This is a genomic window from Phaeobacter sp. G2 (assembly GCA_025163595.1).
In the GTDB taxonomy this organism is placed as follows: domain Bacteria; phylum Pseudomonadota; class Alphaproteobacteria; order Rhodobacterales; family Rhodobacteraceae; genus Pseudophaeobacter.
Map to the genome: position 1 here is coordinate 1,832,334 of CP104100.1, position 20,321 is coordinate 1,852,654.

The 20,321-nt window shown below is 56.2% G+C and carries 24 protein-coding genes and 4 tRNA genes; 11 read left to right on the forward strand and 17 right to left on the reverse strand.

Annotated elements, in window-relative coordinates:
- Window positions 1-145: 145 nt before the first annotated feature.
- Window positions 146-1,252, forward strand: a complete 1,107-nt coding sequence (locus tag N1037_08755; GenBank protein ID UWS81085.1) for an AAA family ATPase — start codon at window positions 146-148, stop codon at window positions 1,250-1,252.
- The gene (locus N1037_08760) at window positions 1,253-1,939 is read left to right on the forward strand and encodes a RelA/SpoT domain-containing protein (protein ID UWS81086.1); all 687 of its coding nucleotides are present in this window, start codon (window positions 1,253-1,255) and stop codon (window positions 1,937-1,939) included.
- 157 nt (window positions 1,940-2,096) lie between these two features.
- Here N1037_08760 and N1037_08765 read toward each other — a convergent pair whose 3' ends face one another.
- On the reverse strand, window positions 2,097-2,600 hold the full coding sequence (locus N1037_08765) for an ATP-binding protein (GenBank protein UWS81087.1): 504 nt from the start codon (window positions 2,598-2,600) through the stop codon (window positions 2,097-2,099).
- Between the two features lie 550 nt (window positions 2,601-3,150).
- On the opposite strand from N1037_08765, the gene N1037_08770 reads away from it, so the two are divergent.
- The gene (locus tag N1037_08770; GenBank protein UWS81088.1) at window positions 3,151-4,395 is read left to right on the forward strand and encodes a DUF5677 domain-containing protein; all 1,245 of its coding nucleotides are present in this window, start codon (window positions 3,151-3,153) and stop codon (window positions 4,393-4,395) included.
- A 144-nt stretch (window positions 4,396-4,539) separates the two neighbouring features.
- A complete protein-coding gene (locus N1037_08775; GenBank protein ID UWS81089.1) occupies window positions 4,540-4,809 on the forward strand; it encodes a hypothetical protein in 270 nt (89 codons plus the stop codon).
- Between the two features lie 170 nt (window positions 4,810-4,979).
- On the opposite strand, the gene N1037_08780 is transcribed toward N1037_08775, so the two are convergent.
- Window positions 4,980-5,063 (reverse strand) — tRNA-Tyr (locus N1037_08780).
- 119 nt (window positions 5,064-5,182) lie between these two features.
- Here N1037_08780 and rlmB point away from each other — a divergent pair.
- The 4 genes from rlmB (at window position 5,183) to N1037_08800 (ending at window position 7,654) form a co-directional block, all read left to right on the forward strand.
- Window positions 5,183-5,974 (forward strand): 23S rRNA (guanosine(2251)-2'-O)-methyltransferase RlmB, encoded by a 792-nt coding sequence (gene rlmB, locus N1037_08785; protein ID UWS81090.1) that lies wholly within the window; start codon window positions 5,183-5,185, stop codon window positions 5,972-5,974.
- A 32-nt stretch (window positions 5,975-6,006) separates the two neighbouring features.
- On the forward strand, window positions 6,007-6,375 hold the full coding sequence (locus tag N1037_08790) for a hypothetical protein (protein UWS81091.1): 369 nt from the start codon (window positions 6,007-6,009) through the stop codon (window positions 6,373-6,375).
- A 101-nt stretch (window positions 6,376-6,476) separates the two neighbouring features.
- On the forward strand, window positions 6,477-6,926 hold the full coding sequence (locus N1037_08795) for a twin-arginine translocation pathway signal protein (protein ID UWS81092.1): 450 nt from the start codon (window positions 6,477-6,479) through the stop codon (window positions 6,924-6,926).
- 257 nt (window positions 6,927-7,183) lie between these two features.
- Window positions 7,184-7,654 (forward strand): CoA-binding protein, encoded by a 471-nt coding sequence (locus N1037_08800; GenBank protein ID UWS81093.1) that lies wholly within the window; start codon window positions 7,184-7,186, stop codon window positions 7,652-7,654.
- Window positions 7,655-7,873: 219 nt separating this feature from the next.
- Here the strand turns inward: N1037_08800 and N1037_08805 are convergent, their stop codons facing one another.
- The 4 genes from N1037_08805 to hisA form a co-directional block, all read right to left on the reverse strand.
- A complete protein-coding gene (locus N1037_08805) occupies window positions 7,874-8,191 on the reverse strand; it encodes a phosphoribosyl-ATP diphosphatase (GenBank protein ID UWS81094.1) in 318 nt (105 codons plus the stop codon).
- Window positions 8,188-8,949, reverse strand: a complete 762-nt coding sequence (gene hisF / locus N1037_08810) for an imidazole glycerol phosphate synthase subunit HisF (GenBank protein UWS81095.1) — start codon at window positions 8,947-8,949, stop codon at window positions 8,188-8,190. Before hisF ends, N1037_08805 begins: the two co-directional genes overlap by 4 nt.
- Window positions 8,950-9,133: 184 nt before the next feature.
- Window positions 9,134-9,583: a DUF2867 domain-containing protein gene (locus N1037_08815; protein UWS81096.1), complete on the reverse strand. Its 450-nt coding sequence runs from the start codon at window positions 9,581-9,583 to the stop codon at window positions 9,134-9,136.
- Between the two features lie 6 nt (window positions 9,584-9,589).
- Window positions 9,590-10,312 (reverse strand): 1-(5-phosphoribosyl)-5-[(5-phosphoribosylamino)methylideneamino]imidazole-4-carboxamide isomerase, encoded by a 723-nt coding sequence (hisA, locus tag N1037_08820; GenBank protein ID UWS81097.1) that lies wholly within the window; start codon window positions 10,310-10,312, stop codon window positions 9,590-9,592.
- 229 nt (window positions 10,313-10,541) lie between these two features.
- On the opposite strand from hisA, the gene N1037_08825 reads away from it, so the two are divergent.
- Window positions 10,542-10,928 (forward strand): DUF2147 domain-containing protein, encoded by a 387-nt coding sequence (locus N1037_08825; GenBank protein ID UWS81098.1) that lies wholly within the window; start codon window positions 10,542-10,544, stop codon window positions 10,926-10,928.
- A gap of 67 nt (window positions 10,929-10,995) precedes the next feature.
- On the opposite strand, the gene N1037_08830 is transcribed toward N1037_08825, so the two are convergent.
- Both N1037_08830 and N1037_08835 read right to left on the reverse strand, forming a co-directional pair.
- Window positions 10,996-11,247, reverse strand: coding sequence for a WGR domain-containing protein (locus N1037_08830; protein ID UWS81099.1), 252 nt, complete (start codon window positions 11,245-11,247; stop codon window positions 10,996-10,998).
- A gap of 201 nt (window positions 11,248-11,448) precedes the next feature.
- Window positions 11,449-11,985, reverse strand: coding sequence for an AhpC/TSA family protein (locus tag N1037_08835; protein ID UWS81100.1), 537 nt, complete (start codon window positions 11,983-11,985; stop codon window positions 11,449-11,451).
- Between the two features lie 170 nt (window positions 11,986-12,155).
- Here N1037_08835 and N1037_08840 point away from each other — a divergent pair, with 170 nt between their 5' ends.
- Window positions 12,156-12,881, forward strand: a complete 726-nt coding sequence (locus tag N1037_08840) for an AraC family transcriptional regulator (protein ID UWS81101.1) — start codon at window positions 12,156-12,158, stop codon at window positions 12,879-12,881.
- Window positions 12,882-12,995: 114 nt separating this feature from the next.
- Here N1037_08840 and hisH read toward each other — a convergent pair whose 3' ends face one another.
- Together hisH and hisB are read right to left on the reverse strand one after the other, a co-directional pair.
- Window positions 12,996-13,634: an imidazole glycerol phosphate synthase subunit HisH gene (gene hisH, locus N1037_08845; GenBank protein ID UWS81102.1), complete on the reverse strand. Its 639-nt coding sequence runs from the start codon at window positions 13,632-13,634 to the stop codon at window positions 12,996-12,998.
- A gap of 126 nt (window positions 13,635-13,760) precedes the next feature.
- Window positions 13,761-14,348 (reverse strand): imidazoleglycerol-phosphate dehydratase HisB, encoded by a 588-nt coding sequence (hisB, locus tag N1037_08850; protein UWS81103.1) that lies wholly within the window; start codon window positions 14,346-14,348, stop codon window positions 13,761-13,763.
- 200 nt (window positions 14,349-14,548) lie between these two features.
- On the opposite strand from hisB, the gene N1037_08855 reads away from it, so the two are divergent.
- Window positions 14,549-14,788 (forward strand): Lrp/AsnC family transcriptional regulator, encoded by a 240-nt coding sequence (locus tag N1037_08855; protein ID UWS81104.1) that lies wholly within the window; start codon window positions 14,549-14,551, stop codon window positions 14,786-14,788.
- Window positions 14,789-14,893: 105 nt separating this feature from the next.
- On the opposite strand, the gene N1037_08860 is transcribed toward N1037_08855, so the two are convergent.
- The 7 genes from N1037_08860 to N1037_08890 all read right to left on the reverse strand — a co-directional run bounded on the left by N1037_08860 (window position 14,894) and on the right by N1037_08890 (window position 20,029).
- Complete coding sequence (locus N1037_08860) at window positions 14,894-16,246, reverse strand: aminotransferase (GenBank protein UWS81105.1); 1,353 nt, start codon at window positions 16,244-16,246, stop codon at window positions 14,894-14,896.
- Window positions 16,247-16,488: 242 nt separating this feature from the next.
- A tRNA-Gly gene (locus N1037_08865) sits at window positions 16,489-16,563 on the reverse strand.
- Window positions 16,564-16,752: 189 nt separating this feature from the next.
- Window positions 16,753-16,827: transfer RNA gene (locus tag N1037_08870), tRNA-Gly, on the reverse strand.
- Between the two features lie 86 nt (window positions 16,828-16,913).
- Entirely contained in the window at window positions 16,914-17,846 is a 933-nt protein-coding gene (locus N1037_08875) for a hypothetical protein (GenBank protein ID UWS81106.1), read from the reverse strand.
- A gap of 75 nt (window positions 17,847-17,921) precedes the next feature.
- A complete protein-coding gene (locus N1037_08880; protein ID UWS81107.1) occupies window positions 17,922-18,881 on the reverse strand; it encodes a DNA cytosine methyltransferase in 960 nt (319 codons plus the stop codon).
- Window positions 18,882-19,024: 143 nt separating this feature from the next.
- Window positions 19,025-19,099: transfer RNA gene (locus tag N1037_08885), tRNA-Gly, on the reverse strand.
- Window positions 19,100-19,309: 210 nt separating this feature from the next.
- Window positions 19,310-20,029 (reverse strand): peptidoglycan-binding protein, encoded by a 720-nt coding sequence (locus N1037_08890; protein UWS81108.1) that lies wholly within the window; start codon window positions 20,027-20,029, stop codon window positions 19,310-19,312.
- Window positions 20,030-20,321 lie beyond the last annotated feature (292 nt).

The following is a 20,321-nucleotide window of genomic DNA, read 5'->3' on the forward strand; positions in this document are numbered from 1 at the left end:
TGTGCGCAGGTAGTGTATTTTGCAAGGTTTGTCGGATGACTCGAAATGGAAACTCGACAGAATGCATTATTGGGACTTGGGCTTTGTCTGATGTTAGCATATGTTCGCGCTAGGCGTGTGCGTCTAATTTGAGTAGGAAACCGATATGAAGATACTAACAATCTTTAACAACAAAGGAGGTGTTGGAAAAACAACGCTGACCTACCACCTTGCCCATGCATTGGCTGAAGTTGGTAAAAAGGTTTTGATGATCGACCTCGATCCGCAGTGCAACCTAACAATTTATTCACTGGCTGAGAGCGAAATCGCTGAAATTTGGCAACCTGAAGACACCTTTATTGATGATTTCAAGTCTGCTCGAACAGCCATGGACCAAAATGATTTTGACAAAACTTGCTCAAATCCTCGCTCGATACATTTCATGTTGAAGCCGATAGAAGATGGAACAGAAGAGCTCAAAGAGCTTCCTCCTCCGGTAAAGTTAAGCAATAATCTCGATCTAATTCCGGGGCGCCTAACGCTTCATATGTTTGAAAGCAAAGTCGCGGAAAGATTCAGTCAAGTTTATTCTGGAGACCCTCTAGCAATTAGAACCGCAACTAGCGTTCGATCAATTGCCGAAGAGTACACAAAGCTTCATAAGTACGATGTAGTCATAATTGACACATCTCCCTCTTTGGGTGCTCTCAATCGGAACATTTTGAGCCAAGCTGACGGGTTTATCATTCCTGCAAACCCTGACCTTTTTTCGCTGTATGGTATTAGAAATATTGGGTCAGCACTTGCGCTGTGGAAGAAACAGTACGACAGTATTTTCGCTCTACTTTCAGATGCCAAGCGACATAATTTCTCTGAGAAATTTGTACGCTTCCTAGGTTTTACTTTGTACAATGCTCGGCGATTGCAGGGCTCAAAAACTACGAATGAATTAGGCATAGCCAAAGCCCACTATAACTACGCCAAACAAATTCCAGAAACTATTATCTCTGTATTATCACAATCTCAAATGGCTCCCTTAGATAAAAAATCTTTTGAAGGCAGTATAGGCGAGGGTGCAGTCATCCATGGCCACAACACTCTTCCCAGTATGGCGCAAAAGTATCACCTACCTATGTGGAAGTTACCTACTGCGACCGATTTAGAATCCGGAGATGCATCTACAATTGTAGGAAACCGAAAGATTTATGAAGCTACACAGGAAGCGTACGTAAAGTTTGCTGTGGATGTAATTTCTAGGCTTGAGGTGTTGTAAATGGATGATTCCGAATGGGCGGCTTTCCAAGAGGAGCTTGATAATAAACTTCCTGACACTAAGCTTTTTATGAACGGAGTTAGCAATTTCTTCGAATCGCACCCGAGCGTGAGGCTGGAGGGGAGTTCGGTCATCCATTCGATGAAGTATAGAATGAAAGACTTAAATCACCTGAGGGAAAAGGTAACCCGCAAGAAAGCTGAAGGGAGAGATATCAGCCCCCATAATTTATTTGAGACGGTAACCGACCTTGCTGGTGTTCGCTTGCTGCTATTATTTCAAGAAGATTTTGGAGTGATTGATAAAAGTATTCGCGATAGAGTCGGCGGGCAAGATTGGGTTCTACACGAGAAACCGAAAGCTTTTACATGGGACCCCGAGGCCACTAGGTATTTTGACGGATTTGACTTGGACATAATACAGCGTGATACAAGCTACACTAGCGTTCATTATCTTTTGAAGCCTCGCGCGGATTCGCATGTTTGCTGTGAGCTTCAGGTGAGAACCCTATTCGAAGAAATTTGGGGCGAGATTGATCATAGAATAAACTATCCTACGCCGACAGCTAATGTTGCTTGCCGTGAGCAACTTATGGTTTTGTCGAAAATTGTAGGCGCTGGAAGTCGTCTGGTGGACTCAATCCAACGTTCCTTGTTGCACGAAGACGGAGAAGCACCCGAGAATTAGGTAATATACGTTTGCTTCGGACTGACAGCAGTCAACCAGGTGGGCCGATCAGACCGGCGACAGAGTGTTCAGGGTGAAAACCACACGCTGCACCGCCGCAAGGCGGCTTTGAGCCCACTTTACCGGATGCCGCACCATCAATGAAGGTCCGGTTAACTCAAAGTTTCGTGTCAACGTGATGCATCACCACATTGAATCCTTCCTCAGGTGAAGGAGCGACGAAGTGTTTCGAAATTTGTCGGAATTGCTCTTCTGTTGCCGCAAATGGATGATCGCCTTGAGCATTGCGAGCATGAAGCCGCGCGATACAGACTTCGTCAGGGACATCTAAAACGTGAAGTTTGTGTGCAGCCTTCGTCTGTTCCAAGATGTCCCGCATCCAATCACGCGAAGCAATCGTGTTTGCTTGGAAGTCCAAAACGACTGAAATTCCCTCATGTAGCAATGAGACGACGTGTGGTCCCATGACCTCGCGAAACTTTGACATGCACCGCATGTAGTCCGAAATCGACGACATTTCTTCAGAATAAAGACCATTCAGCCATTCATCTTCAGCAATCACAATAGTTCCTGCCGTGCGACTAAGTTGGGCAGTCAGAGTGGATTTTCCAGAAGCAATTTTTCCGCACAACAGGTGCAGAGTTGGCGTTGTCGAGGACATATGAATAACCTTGTTCAGCGCAGCGTGCGCAGCGTGCGCAGCGTGCGCAGCGTGCGCAGCGTGCGCAGTTGACGTTCAAATACGAGTTAGCCCGGCCCGGTTTTCAGACCGGGAAGGTAATTCGATTTTGGCCCTGACGACCAAAGTTCTGAACCAAGGTTTTCATGCGCCTTTAATGACACGTGGGGTTCTTATTGTCTATCGGTGAAGCAGACCTTGGCGCAGCCGCAGCGAATGCACCGTTTGTCCCGCACTGCTGCCTCTGGCCAACAAAAATGCTGCACAATGTGTTGAACGGCTGCTTCGGGGAAGCTGCAACGCAGCGCTTGTACATCTGGTCAACGGCGGCTCTGGGCCGTTCTCGTCGATGAGGCTGGTCAGGACATAAGGGGCAGGGATCTAGCTTGTGCCAGACAAAGTGTTGACGTCGGCTGTGCGCAGGAAGCGGAGTTTGCAAAGTCGGATAGCAATCAGAAAGTGGCCTCTGCTACACCAGAAGCGAACTCACCATAGCGAAGTGGTTATGGGCAACTAGGAAGGGGGCCACTCAATGGACAAAATGAAAAAAGTACTTGAGGCGGAAATAGAGAAAATTCCGCGCCATTTCACGCGTCTAGCTCTTAAGAGAAAACTCGAGGAACAAGGGGTCAAGGATAGAGACGCGATTGAAGCATTCGTGGATCACGTTCTCTCCGGCAAAGAAGAGGCTTTCGAGTGGGATGGCGGTGATAACGTTCCAGAAAAGATAGCTATTGAATTTACGGATCAGGACGGCGACGAAATACTGGAAAAGATGAATGATTTCTTGAACAAAGGCTTGCCGAAATTAATCCATGGATCAATCGAGGATGGTGCCAAGAGCATCGTCAAAGACCTCGAGAAACGCTGGCCAGAAGTAAAGTTAAATGAGAAATACGAAACTAGACATTTCAGCGATCGAATTGATCTACGCTGGTCTAAAGGGCTGGACCCACTTCGAATGATGCTTATCGCGTCGCGCGAGATAGGTGAGGTCTTTTCCGGAAAACTCGTTAAGTCGAAAGCCAAGAGGGGAAAACTAAGGCGGGAGGCGCTCATGATTCTGCATGCGCGCGCTTGCCAAACCACGCGGGAGATCTTGACACTAATCGAAAGCGGTTTCCCCGATGGTGCTTACGCCCGATGGCGCACCCTTTACGAAATCACAGTAGTCGCCTTCTTTATTTCTCGGTTTGGCGATGAGGCAGCAAAGCGTTACATCGCACACGACGTTGTCAGCGCGAGAGATTTGCTTGAAAACGAGTTCAAGTTTGCCGGGGAGGTGTTCGATCCCAGTTCGCTTGAAGGACCAGCGAAGCAGATTGAGGACGATTATGAGGCGGTCGTAGAACTATTTGGAAGATCATTTAAAGGGCCCTATGGTTGGGCAGCAGACAGCCTCGGCTGTAAAGCACCGCGCTTCCAAGATTTGGAGCAAGCGGTGGATTGGGGAGCACTTCCTCAGGAATATAAATGGTCGAGTTTAAAAGTTCACGCAGGGAGCGCCGGCACACTGAGGACGCTGGGCTCAATTCTTGGAGATAAGATAATTCATTCAGGCGCAACCAACGCAGGTTTGCAGACACCAGCGATTCACACTGCGTCTTCCCTCCTGCAGATCACCAGCCTTATCTTTCCGAAATCACATCAACTTGAAACGGCAGTTCAATTAAAAGCTCTTGTAATTTTACGTGACAATGTCGTGAAGGAATGTCGAAAAGCAGCACGAAAACTCGAGAGAGATGAATTAAAAAATCGCACCGTCTCTGGTCAGTAAGCGCCAAGTGCCAATGTACTTGAAGCAATAACCGAAGGAACGTAACCGTTTCTAAGTCCTCTCGAAATCGCATACTCGCGGTCGCGTCCGCTTCGGGCTGAGAGCAGGCTTCCATGGTCAGGTCGTGAACTATATGACGCCTCTATGTTAAAGCGCGGTGGAACAAAGCTCCAAGTTATCGACCAGCACAAGCTCTATGTGATGTGCAAGTGCGGGCATGCGGATTCGGTCTGGATGCGCGATATCATCAGGAAGCTCGGCAATCAGATGACGGTTGGCTTTGCTATCGACAAGATGCGCTTCTCCAAGTTTGGTATGAAGAACGTCAAGGAAAACCGGATCACCTACCGAGGCGGATCCGCTGATGCGATGCGGTCAGCGGACCAATCACGCCCCAGAGAATATGACGGGTGAGAAAAGAACAATGTGCAACACTAGGACTGGTCAAGCATAGGCCGTAACTGGAAGAGGGGTGAGCAAAGAAATTGCGGTACACCTTCAATGTAACCCATTGAAACTCAATGATCACCTTGGGCCCGCTGCGGTCCACCACTCCCTTGATTTTATTGAATAAAAATTGGAAGTGGTGGGCGACCCTGGAATCGAACCAGGCGTGCGTCTCCGCGAGGGAGTTACAGTCCCCTGCCACACCTTGCGGCCTGTCGCCCACTAGCAAGTCGCTGTTGACCTGCTGTGGGGGGGTGATTACTAGCGCACCTAAGGGGCGTCAACAGAAAAAGCGCAAGTTTTTTGCCCGAACCTGAAATTCCTTTTGCTGGAGAGAACGATGTCCAAGAAACCCACGAAGAAGCCCCAGTGGGTGATCGAAAAGGAGCAGAACAAAAAGGCCGGAGGCACTGAGACCGTCTGGCTCTTTGGGCTGCATGCTGTGCGCGATGCGCTGATGAACCCGAAGCGGAAAAAATTACGTCTTATCGTAACATTGAATGCCCAGAACAAACTGGAAGACGCCATCGCTGCTGCCGGGATAGATCCGGAACTGGTAGAACCGCGCAAGTTCAACGCGCCGCTGGATCCTAATTCGGTGCACCAGGGGGCGGCTCTGGAAGTGATGCCACTGAGCTGGGGGTCTTTGTCGGAAAACTGTATCGGTGCTGAGATCCCGCGGGTGATTTTGCTGGATCGGGTGACCGACCCGCATAATGTCGGAGCCATTCTGCGCTCTGCCGAAGTGTTTGGCGCCAGCGCCGTCATCGGCACCCGGCACCATTCGGCACCCGAAACCGGTGCCCTGGCCAAAACTGCGAGCGGCGCGCTGGAGCGCCAACCCTATCTGCGGATGCGCAATCTGGCCGACACGATTACCGAGCTGCAGAACATGGGCTATGTGGTGCTGGGGCTGGATGGTGAGGCAGAACAGACCATCGAGAGCTGTCTTGCGGGGCGTAAGGATCTGCCCGTTGCGCTTGTCCTTGGCGCCGAAGGCCCTGGGCTGCGACAAAAAACCAAAGAAACTGTTGATCACTTGGTGAAAATTGACGCAGCGGGCGGGTTTGGTTCGCTCAACGTCTCAAATGCCGCCGCGATCGCCCTATATGCCAGCTTAGAGCGGTCCTGAGATCGCACAACAGTACAAAGGCGGACGGCGAGATGGCACAAAGCGGAACCCATGGTGGCAAAATACTGAGTTGCTGCTATTGCGGCGTGCAATCGAGCTTCATGCCCTGCAAAACAGAGAGTGGCATTTCAGCCCTGATCTGTGGAACCTGCGGCGCACCTTTGGCCAGCCAGAAAGCACGCCCCCTGACACCCGGAAAGGGGGCGCGGCTGCCATCGGCAACGGCGCTTGACAGGCCTGCTGCGGCTTTGATCAAGCCCAAGGGCAAAAAGATCAAAGGCGCAAAAGGAAAAAAGCCGGTTCACAAGAGTGGCAAAGGCAAGAAACCCAAAAAGCGCAAGGGCCTGTTCCAGTCGCTGTTGTCAGAAGCTGTCGATCTGGTTGAGGACATTTTTGACTGATTACGCTCACGTTGCGATCACAAAACTGTAACCCATCTATGCAAAACGCCCTTTCTAGGCCAGATTTAGGGCTGTTCTATCTGCATCTTTCGGAGGTTCCATTGGTTCTGCGCCACACTCTTGTTGCTTTGGTCCTGACCCTAGGTCTGGCGCCGCTGTCTGCGCGGGCAGAGACGCCGATCTTTTCGGCCCACGATGGCCTGGCCCTGGATGGCTATGATGTTGTTGCCTTTTTCGAAGGGCAGGGCGCAGTGCTTGGCCGCCAGGAGTTTGCGCTGATGTGGAAGGGCGTCTTTTGGCGGTTTTCCTCTTCTGGCCATCAGGCGCAGTTTGAGGCGAACCCACGCGCCTATGCACCGGTCTTTGGCGGTTATTGCGCCTATGCGGTGTCGCAGGGCTACCTTGCCCATGGTGATCCTAGTTTGTGGCGGATCGAAGATGGTGAGTTGTTGTTGCTCAACAACCCCGCTGTTGAGGCGGTCTGGCAGCAGGAAAAGCCAGAACTGTTGCAGGCGGCGCATGACAATTGGCCCGCAGTTTTGCGCCACTGACGGCTGCCCCCAGGCCGGGTTTGCGAAAAAAGTACCTGTTGGGATCTTTTTTTTAAATGTTGCCATCCTACATCTATAGGGACTGCGGAGCGGAAACGCCGTAGCTCTTTATCAATGTCCCTCGTTCCACACCTCGCGCCCGGAGCTTTGGCTTCCGGGCGTTTTTTTGGCCGCTGTTGACGGTGGGCGGCTGTTGCCAGGGCATTTCTGTCGTTTCTGGGCTAGGCCTTGGCGGGAGGGTCGGCTACCTCTGGTGTATGACAGACTACAGCGACAGCTTTTTGAAATCTATTTTGCAACGCAACCGCACCATTGCGGTTGTTGGGGTGTCAATGAACCCGGTGCGTCCCAGCTACTATGTGGCGCGGTATTTGGGGCTCAAAGGGTATCGGGTGATTCCGGTCAATCCTGGCCATGCGGGCAAGCGGTTGTTTGGCGAAGTGGTGCAGCCCAGCCTTTCAGCGATCCAACAGCCGGTGGATATGGTGGACATCTTTCGCCGCTCTGACGCGGTGCCCCCCATCGTCGATGAGGCGCTTGAGGTCTTTCCTGAGCTGAAATGTATCTGGATGCAGATCGGGGTTGAGCATGCGGCGGCAGCGGCCAAGGCCGAAGCCCGTGGGGTGGATGTGGTGCAAAACCGCTGTCCCAAGATCGAATATCAGCGCCTGTTTGGCGAGCTGCGCATGGGTGGCTTTGCCACCGGTATCATTTCCTCAAAACTTTAGTGTTCCAGCAAAAAAAGGGGGGGCTCCCGCCCGGCAGACCAGCATCAAAGATGCAGGACTTCCCGTTGGGCCCAGCCGGGCCTGCGGCCCGGCAAAGAAAGAGTTGCTGAGAAGCGTTTGAGGAGCGAAACCGCCTGGCAAAGCGCCTGAAACAGTACCAGAATTTTCTGGCTTAAGAATAACCCCATCCCTTGACCCAGGGGCAGAGAGGGACTGGGGTCAGCCTTTGCTGCGGGAGGCCTTTTCGTCCAGGCCGCTCATGCTTTGGCGGCGTGTGAGTTCTGCCAGGACATCGTCCAGGGAGACATCGCGGGCTGCCAGCATCACCAGGAAATGGTAGAGCGCATCGGCGCCCTCGGAGGCGAGCTTCGCCTGGTCGCCCTTGACGGCTTCGATGATCGCCTCAATGGCTTCTTCACCAAACTTTTCGGCACATTTCTCCGGGCCCTTGGCGAGCAGCTTGGCGGTCCAGCTGCTTTTGGGGTCTGCAGTTTTGCGATTGTGGATGATTGCTTCCAGGTCGTGAAGAATGCTCATGTCAGCCTCATGGGGATACCGGCGGCGGCCATATGTTCCTTGGCCTCCTGAATGGAAAATTCGCCAAAGTGAAAAATGGATGCGGCGAGGACGGCAGAGGCGCCGCCTTCTGTCACGCCTTCAACCAGATGGTCCAGGGTGCCAACCCCGCCCGAGGCGATCACCGGCACCTGCACCGCATCGGAAATGGCGCGGGTGAGGGGCAGGTTAAAGCCCGCCTTGGTGCCGTCGCGGTCCATCGAGGTCAGCAGGATTTCTCCGGCGCCCTTGGCCACCACGGTGCGAGCAAATTCTACCGCATCAATGCCGGTTGGGCGGCGGCCGCCATGGGTGAAGATCTCCCATTTGCCGGGGCTGACGGTTTTGGCGTCGATGGCGCAGACGATGCATTGGCTGCCAAACTGGTCGGCGGCCTCGGCGATCACATCCGGGTTGGCCACGGCTGCGGAGTTGAACGAGACCTTGTCAGCACCTGCCAGCAACAAGGCGCGCACGTCTTCGCGGGTGCGCACGCCGCCGCCAACAGTGAGCGGCACAAAGCACTGTTCGGCGGTGCGGCGCACCACGTCAAACATGGTGCCGCGGTTTTCATGGGTGGCGTGAATGTCGAGAAAAGTGATCTCATCCGCGCCGGCGGCATCATAGGCCTTGGCTGATTCTACCGGGTCACCTGCGTCGCGCAGGCCAACAAAGTTGACGCCTTTGACCACACGGCCATCGGCCACGTCGAGACAGGGGATGATGCGGGTTTTTAGCATCGCGTATCTACCTTTTCCATGCTGCCAGGAGCAATGTCACGGCCAGCCATAAAACACCAGCAACCAGCACAAGCGGTGCCAGAAGGCGTGGCGTAATAAACGCAACCGCCCCCGCGTATTTTGAGATCAGCCTGGTGTTGAAGCCCAAAAAGGCTGCGGGTGAACTGTTGTAAGAGGCCGGGCATTAAACGCGCCCCACCGCATTGCGCACGATCAGGATATGAAAGGGCATGATCAACGTCAGATAAAAGCGGCCAAAGCGGTTTTTGGTGCGCACCCAAGTCCCAAAAAAGATCATGCCATCCTGTTTCAGCACCGAAATGCGAAAATCCAGGTGGCTGTCGTCAATGCCGAGGATCAATTCGGTGTCCGAGCGGCTGACCAGGGGGAAGAAACCAATCCGGTTGGGGCTGGTGACCTCGGTGTTCAATCCAAAGGGCGCGACCATAAGGTTTCGCAATCGCATCAGGGCTGAGACCCAGGCGGGAAAGCGAAAAGCCCGTTCGGCGGCTTCTTCAAGCGGCAGAGAGCTGGGCTTGGCATAGCAATCGACAAAGTCACCTTCGCGAACGCCGGCGGCTTGCTGAAACAGCAGGCTGGAGGCGGGCAAATCCGTTGCGATGACTTGGCCCATGGCGGTTCAGGCCTTCATCACGCTGAGAGCCTCAGCGAGGTCAATGGCGCCATCATAAAGCGCCCGGCCCGAGATCGCCCCATTCAAAGGCGCGCCGCAGGATTTCAACGCCCGCAGATCATCGAGTGAGGACACTCCGCCAGAGGCAATCACCGGGATAGAAACCGCATTGCCAAGCTCCGCTGTGGCCGCGACATTGGGGCCTTTCATGGCGCCATCGCGCATGATGTCGGTATAGATGATGGCAGAAACGCCGGCGTCCTCAAAAGATTTCGCCAGATCCGTGACCATGACGTCGGTCTCTTCCGCCCAGCCCTTGGTGGCGACGCGGCCATTGCGGGCATCAATGCCCACGGCTACTTTGCCGGGGAATTCGCGCGCAGCCTGGCGCACCAGATCGGGGTTTTCCACCGCAACCGTGCCCAGGATCACTCGGGCCAGACCCTTGTCGATCCAGTTCTCAATGGTTTTCATGTCGCGGATGCCGCCACCCAGTTGGGCAGGCACCTTGCATTGTTTCAGAATTTCCTCAACCGGGGCGGCATTCACTGGCTCACCTGCAAAGGCACCGTTGAGATCAACCAGATGCAGCCACTCGCAGCCCGCAGCGACAAATTCCAGCGCCTGGGCGGCGGGGTTGTCGTTGAACACGGTGGTTTTGTCCATGTCGCCATGCAGCAGGCGCACGGCCTGGCCATCTTTGAGGTCGATTGCGGGGTAGAGGATCATTTGCGCAGCCTTTGTCATCCGGTCACATCCGGTTTGTGGCCAGGGGAGCTGGCCATACATGTTCGGCGGTGTTTTGCACAAGGCGGAGCCGAATTGCAACGCGACCCAAAGTCAGCCTTGCCTGAAAAGCTAGCCTTGCGCCACAGTCGTTGCAAAACTGTGCACAACATTTGTGACAGTTGCACAGTGAAATGGCTATATTGATGATAAAACCAAAGGGAGAAACAACATGAAGATGCTATTGGCGACAACGCTGGCCGCGCTGACATTGGCAGGGGCTGCGGTTGCGGATCCTATCCTAGGCACCTGGAAAACCCAGCCGGATGACGGGTCTTTTGCCCATATCGAAATGGCGCCCTGTGGGGCTGCGATCTGTGGCAAGATTGCCCGCACGTTCAATGGTGAGGGCGAGTACAGCTCTACCAATATCGGCAAGACCCTTGTAATTGATATGGTTGCCCAGGGGGATGGCTACTACACTGGCGAGGTCTGGCGCCCCTCCAACGATAAGATCTATACCGGCAAGATGGATCTCAATGGCAACTCTCTGGCGCTGCGGGGCTGTGTTGCGGGCGGGTTGATCTGCTCGAAACAGACTTGGACACGGGTGAAATAACTCAGATCTGAGGTGCAACAGGGGATTTGATCTGATCCCCTGTCGGGACATGACAGCGCTGGGGCCGCTACAGCAGCCCCAGTTGCACCGGAATAGGCACAAAGCCGCGTTTGACCTGGCTCTCGCGCAGGGCTTCAAAATATTGCAGCGCCTCGCCATGCTGGTGAAAATAGGCGCGGATCTGCTGCCCGCCGGGGGCGCCGATGGGCCCCTTTGCCTGCTCCAGGCACCATTCCCCGAACAGCGTCTGGCTGAGCCTGAGAACGCAGTAGCGGTGGCGCCCCTCAACATAGTCAAATTTTTCGAGTCGGGTCTGCACGGGCGCGGTCATAGCCTTTGATTGGCGGGAGCTTCTCTATGCCCGCAAAGCCGGTCTCTGTCCATTCCCTCAGTCTATTGCCTTTGTGTTTAAGGGCGCGCGACGTGAAAACCGCCGCCTTCGAACAATCGAAAGCGACGGCTAAGCCTGCAAGTTCCGTGAGTGGGTGTAGCAGGTTTTGGCTGTGATCTGATCCGGGGATTAAACCGCGCCGGTGTATTCGCCTCGGGCCGGGTAGTCGTTGGCGATGGCAAAATCCAATGCGCCGACCAGTTCCGAAAAATGCGGACGCACAAAGGGCATGGTCTGGGTTGAGCCGTAATAAAGCGTCTGCTCCGGTGTCACCATGAACAAGCCGGGTTCCGAGAACAGCGCGGGCTCTTCGATGCCGATCGAGGTGGTGCCGCGCGAGGTGGAAATATAAAGCCCCCAGGACTTTGCCACATCCAGTGGCAGATCAAAGGCAAAGCGCAGGGCGCTGGCTTCGATCTTGTCGGCCATGGCCTGGGTGCGCTCTTCGCCGTCAGAAGAAATCGCAACGCAGTTCACGCCACGTTCGGCAAATTCAGCAACGCGCTTTTCCAGCTCTTTCAGGTAGTTGGCGCAGAGCGGGCAGTGCAGGCCGCGGTAAAAGCAGATCACGGTGCCGCGGCTGCTGTCTTCGGTCGCCAGATCAAAGCGACCACCCCCTAGCAGGGGCAGGGACAGGTCAGGGGTTTTTTGGCGGGGAATTAGCATGGTGGGCTCCTGTGGGTGAGTGGATCAGTTCATTGCCAGCCTTATTGCAGGTGTTTGCATCTTGAAAATCCGAAAAAACAAACTAAAAATCCGATAGTCGCTTTTGCGCTGATAACGCCGCAGGTGGCGTGTGACAGGGCCCGCTGGGCTGGTTTGAGGCAGGAGAGAAGATGGACAGGTTGACAACTTTGATGGAGCGTTTCCAGCTTTCGGTTCATCCCGCGCCTCTGCCACAGGCCAATCTTGTTGTGCTGGGGGCGCTCGGTGCGCCGAGCTGTTTGATGTTTTTCCCCCGAGGTGAGCTGCGGATCAGCGCCGAGCGGGAGGTGTTATTGAGCGTCAGAGTGGACTGGGGAGCGGGGCAGAACCCGCTGGTGGCGGCGCTGCCGCAGCAGGTTCATTTTGATCTCACCTGCAACAGTGAAACACGGGATCTGGTGCAGGTCATGCTGGCTGAAAGCTCTGCCAGGCGCTGTGGGGCGCAATCGGTGGTCAATCGTCTGGGCGAGGTGTTGATGGTGCGGTTGCTGCGCGGCCAGATCGAACAGGGTGCGACGGAACCGGGGTTGTTGGCGGGGCTGGCGGATCCCCGGCTGAGCCGTGCAATTGTGGCGGTGCATGATCATCCGGGGCGTCTGTGGTCCAGTGGCGATCTTGCGGCGGAGGCCGGCCTGTCGCTGTCGCGGTTTTCCGAACTGTTTACCGCAGAGGTTGGCGAAACACCCATGGGCTATCTGCGGCGCTGGCGTCTGACCCTGGCGCATCAGGATCTGACACGCGGCGACAGGGTAGAGGCGGTGGCGCGACGCTATGCCTATGGCTCGCCCGAGGGGTTCACCCGCGCCTTTCGCAAGGCCTACGGGGTGGCGCCGGTCTCGTTGCGTGCCTCTGGCTGAAAGGGCGCGCAGAACGCCGATCCCAGCGGGCTGGGCAGCTGTGGAATTGAAGAGTTGAGGATAGATGAAAGGGGGCGAGGCGTGGCATCGCCTCTGCCCAGTCTGCGCGTTCGGTCAGGGGGCCCAGTTGAGGAAGTTTCCGATCATCCGCAGGCCGACGTCCTGGCTTTTTTCCGGGTGAAACTGCATGCCGATCATGGTGTCCCGGCCAATCACCGCAGTGACATCGCCGCCATAGTCCACATGGGCCAGGCGCTCGGCATCGGTTTTGACGCGGAAATGGTAGGAATGCACAAAATAGGTGTGATCGCCTGAGGATATGCCGTCAAAAATCGGGTGCGGGTGGTCGATGACAAGATCGTTCCAGCCCATATGCGGAACTTTAAGTGCGGGGTCCGAGGGGGTGATTTTCACCACATCGCCGCCGACCCAGTCAAGCCCGGCGGTATCGCTGTATTCATGGCCAGTTGTGGCCATCAGCTGCATGCCAACACAGATCCCAAGGAAGGGGCGGCCTTTTTGCTCCACCGCTTCGATCATGGCGTCATAGATGCCCTTGTGGCCGCGCAGCTCGGCGGCGCAGGCGGGAAAGGCGCCATCACCGGGCAGCACCAGACGGTCTGCCTTGGCCACCACATCGGCATCCGAGGTGACAACAACCGTGCCGGCATCCAGTTCCTGCGCCATACGCTGGAAGGCTTTTTCGGCGGAATGAAGATTGCCGGATTCATAGTCGATGATGGCGGTCAGCATGGGGCTGGTGTCCTTCCTGTCTTAGGCTCTTGTGGTGGCGGGAAACTGAGCCGCGCGCGGATTTTGATCACCTCGGTCTCCTAGCGGCTGTGCACAGCGGTGTGTCCACAGATGCCGTGGTGGCGCTTAAAGTGCCCCTTTGGTGGACGGGATGGCGTCAGATTTGCGCGGGTCGGTTTCCACCGCCAGGCGCAGGGCGCGGGCCACGGCCTTGAAGGCGGCTTCGACGATGTGATGGCTGTTAAAACCATGCAGTTGGTCGATATGCAGGGTGATGCCGCCCTGGGTGGCAAAGGCGGTGAAAAACTCCCGCACCAGCTCGGTGTCAAAGCTGCCGATCTTTTGCGTCGGTATCTCCACATTCCAGACCAGATAGGGACGGGCGGACAGATCCAGCGCGCAGCGCACCTGGGCGTCGTCCATGGGCAGGTGGCACTCGCCATAGCGCCGGATGCCTTTCTTGTCGCCAAGCGCCTGGGCCAGGGCCTGCCCCAACGCGATCCCGGTGTCTTCGACGGTGTGGTGATCATCAATGTGATAATCGCCCTTGGCCCGGATCGTCATGTCGATCAGCGAATGGCGCGCCAGCTGGTCCAGCATGTGGTCAAAAAAGCCAACTCCGGTCTGGTTGTCATATGAGCCCGACCCATCGAGATTGATTTCAACGCTGATTTCGGTTTCGGCGGTCTGGCGGCTGATCTTGGCGCTACGCATGAGGTTATTCCTTGCTGTCTGCGCGGCACTTATAGGGCGGAGAGGGGGGCTGGCTCAAGGGTTTTACGGGGCAATCGGCAGGCTTTGCCGGGCAAACGAGCAGCTGCGGCGGCAAGATCCGTTGCGACCATTGCGCCCGGCGGCTGCGCGTGCCAGCTTGGGCGGCAAATCACGTGACCAAAAAGACCAAAGGGACGCCCATGTCGACCTGCGTATTCATTCAGATCCGGTGCAAACCCGGCACCACCTATTCCGTGGCCGAGGAAATCGGGCGCCGCGAAATCCATTCTGAGCTCTATTCCACCAGCGGCGAATATGACCTGCTGATGAAGCTCTATATTCCCTCGGATGCGGATGTGGGGAAATACATCAACGAGCATCTGTTGGTGATCCCCAATATCGAGCGATCCCTGACCACCATGACGTTCAAGGTATTCTGAGCCGCGCTCAAAAATCACAGTTCTACACTGCAAAACGCCCCGGAGCTTTCCGGGGCGTTTGTTTTTGAATGTGGCTTGGGTTTAGGCAGGGGCTTAGGTGGGGGCTTAGCTGTCCAGCAGCCCCTCAGCCTTGAGGCTCTCATAGCTGGTATCCAGTGCGGTTTTGACACGGGTCAGCATGTCATCAATCTCTGGCTTGGTGATGATCAGCGGTGGGCAAAAGGCCAGAGCATTGCCGGCAACCGCGCGCAGGATCACACCGTTGTCCTGGCAGGCCTTGACGGCGACTGCTCCGCCCTTGCCCCCGGCAATTGTCGCGCCGGTGGTTTTATTCGACACCAGTTCCAGGGCGGCGATCAGGCCCTTGCCGCGCACTTCGCCAACCAGCGGGTGATCGGTAAAGATGCGGCGCAGCTCTGCCTGCAGGTAATCGCCCACTTCGGCGGCGTGTCCAAACAGGTTGTCGCGCTCGTAAATTTCCAGCGTCTTGAGGGCCGCAGCGCAGGCGGCGGGGTGGCCGGAATAGGTATAGCCGTGGCCAAAGACGCCAACCTCATTCGAGGGTGCCACCATTTCCTTGTACATCCAGCCGGGAATAACGCTGGCAGAGATCGGAAAGTAGGCCGAAGACAGCTGTTTGGCAAAGGTCATCAGATCCGGCTTGATGCCCATGGTGGTGCAGCCAAAATCGGCACCGGTGCGGCCAAATCCAGTGATGACCTCATCGGCCCAGACCAGGATGCCATGTTTGCGCAGCAGGGCCTGCAGCTTTTCATAATAGCCCTCTGGCGGCACAATCACGCCCGAGGCGCCGGTAATGGGCTCCATGATCATCGCGGCGATGGTGTCGGGGTCTTCGGCCAGGATCTGGTCTTCGAGGTTCTGCAGGATGCGATCGACAAACTGCGCTTCGGTCTCGTTGCCCTTGCGGCCCGTGTAGTAATGCGGTGCATCGGTGCGCAGGATGCTGAGCGCCTCTACGGGGGCGTCAAAATGCGCCAGATTGGCGGGCAGCGAGGTCAGCGACCCAGCCGCCACGGTAACCCCGTGATAGCCGCGCTCGCGGGTGATGATCTTGCGCTTTTCCGGTTTGCCGATGGCGTTGAAGTAGTAGCGCAGCATCTTGTAGTGGCTGTCATTGGCATCCGACCCAGAGTTGCCAAAGAAGATATAAGCGTCGTCCACCGGCACCATGGCGGCGAGTTTTTCGGCCAGGTCAATCAGCGGCTGGTGGGTCTTGCCGCCAAAGGTGTGGCTGAAGGGCAGGGTGTTCAGCTGGTCGGTGATGGCTGCGATCACCTCTTTGTTGTCATAGCCAAGCGAGGTGCACCACAGCCCGGCCAGGCCTTCGATGTATTTGTTGCCCTTGTCGTCAAACACATAGATTCCCTCGCCGCGGTCCAGGCACATCTGTTCGGTCGCCGTGAGGTTGGTTGTGGGGTAAACGACTGGAGCCATTGCGGAATTCCTCTAGTGGGGCGCATGTATCTGAGACATGGGCGAAGACAGACAGGGCGCGCGGTATGAAATAAACCGCGCAGCTGTGGCTAGCATTGTCTTGTTTTGCCGGGGAGGTCAAAGGAATTTGATCAAATGTTTTACCCAGGTCCGTCGCAGGCCGGTATCTCGCCTGCAAAGAGCATGGGCCAAACAAAAAGGCCGCCGATGCGATCTGCATCCAGCGGCCTGTTTGATCCAAATGGAGCGGGCGAGGCGATTCGAACGCCCGACCCTAACCTTGGCAAGGTTATGCTCTACCCCTGAGCTACGCCCGCGCTACATTTGGTGAGGCGGTATCTAGGCAAAGCCGGGCGAGGCCGCAAGGGCAAAATGGGCGCATTGCTGAGTTTTTTGACATGGCCTTTCTGCAGCGGGACAGCTGGGGCTGGGCGGCACTGTATCATCACAGAAAAAGCAAAAAGGCCGCCGATGCAATCTGCATCCAGCGGCCTGTTTGGTCCAAATGGAGCGGGCGAGGCGATTCGAACGCCCGACCCTAACCTTGGCAAGGTTATGCTCTACCCCTGAGCTACGCCCGCGCTGCATTTGGTGAAGCGGTGTTTAGGCAATCCCCGGCAGGGTCGCAAGAGGGAAAGTGACCAGGGGTATGAGATTTCTTTGGCTGTTACCGCTCAGAGGCGGGTTTGCCTGCTGGCTGCGCGCCGGGGGTGTGCAGCCGAAACCCGGCCTGTTCAGCCAGGCGGCGCTGGTGTTGCTGCTGCGGGGTGCAGGAAATGAACTCTGATCCAGTACAATGCGGCAGGCCCAGGGCTTTGATCAGCTGGCTGTCATACTGGCCAGACAGCAGCAGGATGCCTTCCTGCTCCAGCAGATCCCGGGTGCCGCGCCCCTTGTCTGCGCGAATGCGGCGCATGAAGTCCTTTTGCTGGGCGACGGCCTCGACCACATCGCGGGCGATGGGGCTGTTCTGGATCAGGCGAAACAGGCTGGCCATACGGGTATTGCCGGTGCTGTGGGAAAATATTTCCGCCACCAAATCGGGATCCTGACAGCGCCAAAAGTTGGCCGGGTAGGGGTGATCGCAGAGCAGCCAGAGAATATCGGCAAACCCTGCGGCCGAAATCGAACCCTTGCCGTCCTTGTTCTTTCCCTGTGTCAGATAGGCGGGGCGGGCGATGATCAGCCCCAGATAGCAGCGGGCGCGGGCTTCGTCGGCGGCGACCAGCAGGCAGGGCTGGTCAATCGCTTCGGTGGGGATCATCCAGTTGCTGCCCATGGTGTTTTTGATATCGACATCTCGGCCCAGGATTTCCGTGTCCAGTCGCCCACGGGGCAGACGCAACAGGGCGCGCAGCTCGATCTCGACGCGGGTGCCGATATAGGTCTTTTCGGTCTTTTCCAGCTCTTCATAGGCGCGCCGCCCGGTTTTTGGCGTCATGATCACGTCATCAATGCAGCGGCGCAGCATCGCCGGAAAGCGCTCTTGCAGCACCAGGGCGCCGCCTGCACGGGCGGTGATCTCACTTGCCAGCTCGATCAGCAGATCATAGTCCGCATGTCCGGGCGCAATCAGGCTATCGGGCAGTTTTTGCTTCATCTTGGGCCGTTTTCAGCCTCGGTCCCAGCCTCGGTCCCAGTCCTGGCCTCTGGCTCAGGGGCGTGGTGCGGGATATCAGGCGCGCACAGCATGGAGCTTGGGCTTGGCGATGGCGGCTTTCAGTTGCAGGGCCACGGCCTGGGCCACTGGCGGCGGGAAGGCATTGCCGACCTGGCGGTAGGCATTGGTTTTGGCGCCGGTGAAATGCCATTCATCTGGAAAACCCTGGATACGGGCGACCATGCGCACCGTGAGGCGGGGCATGTCGTTGTGGAAAGGATCTGGCGCCTCATAGGCGATGGTGCGTCCTTCCACCCCAAGCGATGCCCAGGCGCGCCGTGCCCGCGTTGGGCCAAGGTCCGGCCCGCCATGTTTTTTTGAACCACCCACAATTGTCGGTGCGATCTCATCCGCCTGGGCGGCCCAGTCGTCTGCTCCGCGCCAGCCCCGAGATTTCATCAGGTCCAGCAGGGTCTCGCCGACGGTGGGGGGATTGTAGGGTAGGGGATCGGGCCAGCTGAACTGGTCGGAGTATTCTTTGCGCAGGGCGACAATGGCCACCCGGGGACGCAGCTGCGGTACACCGTAATCAGAGGCGTTGAGCAGGCGCCAGTCGGTTTCATAGCCGAGTTTGGACAGCTGTTTTTTCAACTTTTCGCGGTAGTCATGAAAGGCCGCATCCAGAAAACCGCGCACGTTTTCGATCATCACCGCGCGGGGGCGGGTGGCATCAACGATATGGATGGCATCGTCAAAAAGGTTGCGTTCATCCTTTTCGCCCAGTTGTTTCCCCGCGACAGAGAAGGGCGGGCAGGGCAGGCCGCCGGCCAGCAGATCAATGCCCTTGTAGGTGCTGGCGTCGTCTTTGAACAAACGCAGGTCTTCTTCCAGAACATTCCAGTCAGGCCGGTTGTGACGCAGGGTGGCACAGCAATGCTTGTCGATCTCGACCAATGCGGTGTGATCAAACCCTGCGCGTTCCAGCCCCAGAGCCTGACCGCCAGCCCCTGCGCATAGTTCTACGGATGTGAGCATGTGGTGCGGCCTGCCTGTTTCTTGTTTTGGTGTTCTGGATCTGTTCCTAGGCGCAAAGCTGATTCCGCGCAAGGCTTTGCTAAGGGTTACCCATTGTAACGCGAAAGGCCACCCCCGAAGGAGTGGCCTGTTCATGGTCCAAATGGAGCGGGCGAGGCGATTCGAACGCCCGACCCTAACCTTGGCAAGGTTATGCTCTACCCCTGAGCTACGCCCGCGCTGCATTTGGTGAAGCGGCTTCTAGATCGGTTGCGCGGCAGGCACAAGAGAAAAATGCGCAGATTTTGCAAATCAGAGACAGGCACTGCGTCTTTGCTGAACCGTTGGCTTGGTGCAGGTCCTGGTGTCGCGGCAGTGAGGGCTAATTCTGGGGCTGCGCGGTCTTCAGTTCGGATTCTATCTGCGCATCAATCAGCGACAGAATCGATTTATCCGCAGCGCAGGCCGCAGTGAATTTTTTTGCCGAGTTGGTCGGGGCTTTCTGCCGCGGTGGCGCCGGACAAGGTGCTGTCGGCGTGTTTCCTGACCTGCTTTAGGGGCCCCTTGATGATGCTGTCGCTGACCTTGGTTGCGATCTTGGCATGGGCCTGGGCGGTCAGCGTGGCGCCGACTTTGTTTTTCTTCACCAGCTTGTTCAAGGCGGCGGCAGCGCTGGCGGCTTTTTTGGCAAGCGCCGGGTTGGGCGCGCCGGTGGTGGCAACCGAGACAAACAAGGCATGCATAAGCGCCATTGCAGCGTCGTTACTGAAGTCCGCCGTGTCCTGGTATTCCTTTTGGTTCATTTGCAGGATGCGATTGTAGGAGAGCAGAGAGCTGACACGGCTTTGGACGTTCTTGAGCGCCTGGGCGTAGAGACGATCATATTCCGCTTTGTTGCACAGGATGGTCTTCCCTTTGAACTTCATTTCATACAGGGGTTCCTTGCGCGCTTTCTCCAGTGCTTTCAGGGCTTTTTGATATTTTGGAAGCAAGGCTTTGAAGGTGCGCCCGCCAGGATCAACCACGCTGTCGGTGACTTTGAAACCGGCCTTCTTTTGAAAATGGTTGATGGCTTTGATCAGGCCCGCATCCATTTTGGCAGACTGGCCCAGGGGGCCAATGCCATTGGCCGCGAGCATGTCGCGTAACAGCGAAACATCCTTGGCCATGTTTTTGACTGCAGCACCCTCAAACGGTCGCGGTGCAAGGCCTACAGGAGCGGAAAGCTGAATACTGGGCATGAATACTCGCGAGAAAATAGAAATCAAAAAAAGCCGGTTAGCTTAATGTTTCGGCTCTTCTTTTGATTGTCAATAAACTGGGTTTGGGAACGCATGGGGCGAGGCCAGCGCGCGGCTGCTTTGAGGTCGGCGAAAAAAGAGCAGGTCGTGGATTTTTTTTGAGGTCCCGCGACGGAAAGCGGCGCGCTGTTCGTTGAGACCGGACAGCAGCTTTCAAAAT

What these genes read in the sequence shown, in the direction of transcription:
- N1037_08755 (UWS81085.1), top strand. Translation starts at nt 146, where the DNA reads ATGAAGATACTAACAATCTTTAACAACAAAGGAGGTGTTGGAAAAACA.
- N1037_08760 (UWS81086.1), top strand. Translation starts at nt 1,253, where the DNA reads ATGGATGATTCCGAATGGGCGGCTTTCCAAGAGGAGCTTGATAATAAA.
- N1037_08765 (UWS81087.1), bottom strand. Translation starts at nt 2,600, where the DNA reads ATGTCCTCGACAACGCCAACTCTGCACCTGTTGTGCGGAAAAATTGCT.
- N1037_08770 (UWS81088.1), top strand. Translation starts at nt 3,151, where the DNA reads ATGGACAAAATGAAAAAAGTACTTGAGGCGGAAATAGAGAAAATTCCG.
- N1037_08775 (UWS81089.1), top strand. Translation starts at nt 4,540, where the DNA reads ATGTTAAAGCGCGGTGGAACAAAGCTCCAAGTTATCGACCAGCACAAG.
- rlmB (UWS81090.1), top strand. Translation starts at nt 5,183, where the DNA reads ATGTCCAAGAAACCCACGAAGAAGCCCCAGTGGGTGATCGAAAAGGAG.
- N1037_08790 (UWS81091.1), top strand. Translation starts at nt 6,007, where the DNA reads ATGGCACAAAGCGGAACCCATGGTGGCAAAATACTGAGTTGCTGCTAT.
- N1037_08800 (UWS81093.1), top strand. Translation starts at nt 7,184, where the DNA reads ATGACAGACTACAGCGACAGCTTTTTGAAATCTATTTTGCAACGCAAC.
- N1037_08805 (UWS81094.1), bottom strand. Translation starts at nt 8,191, where the DNA reads ATGAGCATTCTTCACGACCTGGAAGCAATCATCCACAATCGCAAAACT.
- hisF (UWS81095.1), bottom strand. Translation starts at nt 8,949, where the DNA reads ATGCTAAAAACCCGCATCATCCCCTGTCTCGACGTGGCCGATGGCCGT.
- N1037_08815 (UWS81096.1), bottom strand. Translation starts at nt 9,583, where the DNA reads ATGGGCCAAGTCATCGCAACGGATTTGCCCGCCTCCAGCCTGCTGTTT.
- hisA (UWS81097.1), bottom strand. Translation starts at nt 10,312, where the DNA reads ATGATCCTCTACCCCGCAATCGACCTCAAAGATGGCCAGGCCGTGCGC.
- N1037_08825 (UWS81098.1), top strand. Translation starts at nt 10,542, where the DNA reads ATGAAGATGCTATTGGCGACAACGCTGGCCGCGCTGACATTGGCAGGG.
- N1037_08835 (UWS81100.1), bottom strand. Translation starts at nt 11,985, where the DNA reads ATGCTAATTCCCCGCCAAAAAACCCCTGACCTGTCCCTGCCCCTGCTA.
- N1037_08840 (UWS81101.1), top strand. Translation starts at nt 12,156, where the DNA reads ATGGACAGGTTGACAACTTTGATGGAGCGTTTCCAGCTTTCGGTTCAT.
- hisH (UWS81102.1), bottom strand. Translation starts at nt 13,634, where the DNA reads ATGCTGACCGCCATCATCGACTATGAATCCGGCAATCTTCATTCCGCC.
- hisB (UWS81103.1), bottom strand. Translation starts at nt 14,348, where the DNA reads ATGCGTAGCGCCAAGATCAGCCGCCAGACCGCCGAAACCGAAATCAGC.
- N1037_08855 (UWS81104.1), top strand. Translation starts at nt 14,549, where the DNA reads ATGTCGACCTGCGTATTCATTCAGATCCGGTGCAAACCCGGCACCACC.
- N1037_08860 (UWS81105.1), bottom strand. Translation starts at nt 16,246, where the DNA reads ATGGCTCCAGTCGTTTACCCCACAACCAACCTCACGGCGACCGAACAG.
- N1037_08875 (UWS81106.1), bottom strand. Translation starts at nt 17,846, where the DNA reads ATGAAGCAAAAACTGCCCGATAGCCTGATTGCGCCCGGACATGCGGAC.
- N1037_08880 (UWS81107.1), bottom strand. Translation starts at nt 18,881, where the DNA reads ATGCTCACATCCGTAGAACTATGCGCAGGGGCTGGCGGTCAGGCTCTG.
- N1037_08890 (UWS81108.1), bottom strand. Translation starts at nt 20,029, where the DNA reads ATGGCCAAGGATGTTTCGCTGTTACGCGACATGCTCGCGGCCAATGGC.